The organism is Pseudomonas sp. HMWF006 (assembly GCF_003061205.1).
Lineage (GTDB): Bacteria > Pseudomonadota > Gammaproteobacteria > Pseudomonadales > Pseudomonadaceae > Aquipseudomonas > Aquipseudomonas monsensis.
This window is the reverse complement of sequence record NZ_QAIU01000566.1, coordinates 9,205-12,196: the sequence shown is the minus strand read 5'-3', so window position 1 is coordinate 12,196 and position 2,992 is coordinate 9,205. Positions and strand designations below refer to the sequence as shown.

At 63.1% G+C, this 2,992-nt stretch carries 2 protein-coding genes; both read right to left on the bottom strand.

Going from position 1 to position 2,992, the window contains the following annotated elements; genetic code table 11:
* A partial coding sequence (locus DBR24_RS26000; RefSeq protein WP_371921357.1) for an MFS transporter occupies positions 1-808 on the bottom strand: 808 nt, incomplete at its 3' end.
* A gap of 7 nt (positions 809-815) precedes the next feature.
* On the bottom strand, positions 816-2,992 hold a 2,177-nt coding region (locus tag DBR24_RS25995; RefSeq protein ID WP_256591842.1), incomplete at its 5' end, for a PAS domain-containing protein.

Here is a 2,992-nt window from a genome sequence, read left to right as displayed (position 1 = left end):
CCGGAACCATGGCCAGTTGTGCCGCGACGATACAGGCGGAGGTCAGTGGCGTGGCCATTTGCAGATTGGTCAGCGACAGTTTTTGACTGACCAGCGGCAGCATCGCGGCGTTGGCCAGGTGGAACAGCGCGCAGCAAATGGCAAATAACAGCAGCGGTCGGTTGGTCAGCAGCACCGACCAGCCAGAAGGTTGGTGCCGGCCGGCCTCGGCGGGGTCGAGGCCGCGTGCGACGTCATGGTCGATGGCGTCTGCCGAAACGAAGTGAATGGCAATCACGCTGGCGAGTGCCATCGCGGCCATCAGGTAGAACACGGCGACAGGGCCGAACAGGTAGGCGAACAGGCCGGCGAGTAATGCCGCGCAGGCATTGCCGGCATGGTTGAACGTTTCATTGCGCCCGGTTCGCCGGGTGAATGCGCGCGGCCCGGTCATGCCCAGGGTGATGGCGCAAATGGCCGGGGCGAAGATCGAGGCAGCCGCGGCACTCAGGGCCTGGGTCAACGCGACGAGACTAAAGGAGGTCACGAACGGCAGCAACAGGCAGCTGCCAGTCACCAGCAGCGCGGCGATAGCGATCAATGCACGTTTGGCGCGGGTGCCGTCGACCAGTGCGCCGGCGGGCGTTTGCGTGATCAGCGCGGCGATCCCGGCAATGGTCATGACCACGCCGATGCTGGCTGGGTCCCAGTGATGCACGGCCAACAGGTAGATCGCCAGGTACGGTCCGAGGCCGTCGCGTACGTCAGCGAGGAAAAAATTGAGGCTGTCGAGTGACAGGTTATTGCGCCGATCCAGTTGATTGCTCACGACAGCCTCATTCCCCAGGGTTCGAAATCAGGTTGCTGACCCGCGCCACTAACGTGTCGACGGCGAACGGTTTGGTCAGAACCTGCATGCCCGGGCCGAGTTGACCATTGCCGAGCACGGCGTTTTCAGCGTAGCCAGTAATGAACAAGGTCTTCAGTTTCGGCCGGATTTCCAGGCCCGCGTCGGCCATTTGCCGGCCGTTCATGCCTCCCGGCAAACCGACATCGGTGATCAGCAGGTCGATGTGCGCACTGGAACGCAACGTCTCCAGTCCCTCGACGCTGTCGGCCGCCACCAGCACGACGTAGCCGAGTTCGCTGAGCACGTCCCGCAGCAGCATGCGCACCGTCGGTTCGTCGTCGACGATGAGGATCGTTTCCCCGGCTTTTGCCAGCGGGGTTGTCATGTTGTGCGTGGCATCGTGATTTTGCTGGGTCTCGCCGCTATAGCGTGGCAGGTAAATGCACATGGTCGTGCCTTGGCCCACTTGCGAATGCACGCGCACCTGGCCGCCCGATTGTTTGGTAAAGCCGTAGATCATCGACAGCCCCAGACCGGTGCCCTGGCCCAGTGGCTTGGTGGTGAAAAACGGGTCGAAGGCCTTGGCGACGATATCGGCGCTCATGCCGGTGCCGGTGTCCTTCACGCACAGGCACAGGTACTGGCCTTGAGGAATATCGAGGGTACGCGCCGACTCCACTGTCACGGAGCGATTTGAGGTTTCCACGGTGATGCAGCCGCCGTCGGGCATGGCGTCGCGGGCATTGATGCACAGGTTGAGCAGGGCGTTTTCCAGTTGACTGGCGTCGACCAGGGCAGGCCACAGGTCGGCGGCCGCCAGTGTCTTCAGGCGAATACTCGGGCCGACCGTGCGCTGAATCAGTTCGGTCATGCCGACAATCAGCGTGTTGACGTCCGTCGGGCGCGGATCGAGGGTCTGGCGTCGGGAGAATGCCAGGAGTCGATGGGTCAGGGCAGCGGCGCGTTTGGTGGCGCCTTGGGCGGTCACCAGGTACTTGTCGACGTCCTTCAGGCGGCCCTGTGCGATGCGCTTTTCCATCAGCTCCAGCGCTGCCGAAATGCCGGCCAGCAGGTTATTGAAGTCATGGGCCAGGCCGCCGGTCAGTTGCCCGACGGCTTCCATTTTTTGCGACTGGCGCAGTTTTTCTTCGGCCTGCATAAGATCGGCGGTGCGTGCCGTCACGCGTTGTTCCAGGGTGTCGTTGAGGGCTCGCAGTGCGGCGTTGGCGCGGTCTCGCTCGGCTTCGACGTTGCGTCGTTCCTCGACGTCGATGAGCACGCCGGGGAAACGCAGCGGGGTGCCGTCCTCGGCGCACTCGACGCGGCCGTTGGCCTCGATCCAGTTGTATTTGCCATCGGCGCCGCGCACCCGGTATTGATGGGAATAGACGCCGCCGCGGGCAATTGCCTCGTCGATCGCGCTGATGAGCGTGGCCTGGTCGTCGGGGTGAACGGTCATCGCCACTTGTTCCAGGCTGAGGCCATCGCGACCCAAAGCCGGATCAAGGTTGAACACCCGGGCGAAGGCTTCGTCAACGGTGAAGCAATCGGTCGGCAGGTCCCAATGCCAGGTGCCGATAATGGCGCCGGCGGCGAGGGCCAGTTGCACGCGCTCGATGTTTTCCCGGGCCACCGCTTCGCTGACCCGCAAGCGCTCTTCGGCATCACGGCGCTGGGTGACGTCGCTGAAAAAGATTGCGATCTGGCGATCGGCCGGGGCGCCGACGCGCACCGCGCGCACGTCGAACCAGCGTTCAAAGGTGTTGGCGTAATTTTCGAAATTCGCCGGTTCGCCGGTTTTGGCGACGTGCCCGTAGGTTTCGAACCAGAAGCTTTCCAGATTGGGCGCGAACTCGGTCACCCATTTGCCGCGCAGATTGACCCCGGCCTGACGCTCGAAGGCCGGGTTGGCTTCGACGAAGAAGTAGTCCACCGGGCGATCGTCAGCGTCGAATTTGACCTTGACGATGGCAAACGCCGCTTCGATGGTTTCCAGAATGGTGCTGAAGCGTTCTTCGCTCAGGCGCAGCGCGGTTTCGGCACTGCGCGAACGGGTCAGGTCGAGCATCGCGCCGATCATGCGTTCGGCCTGGCCGTCGGCATTGCGAATCATGTGGCCGCGATCAAGCACCTCGGCGTAAGAACCGTCCTGGCAGCGAAAGC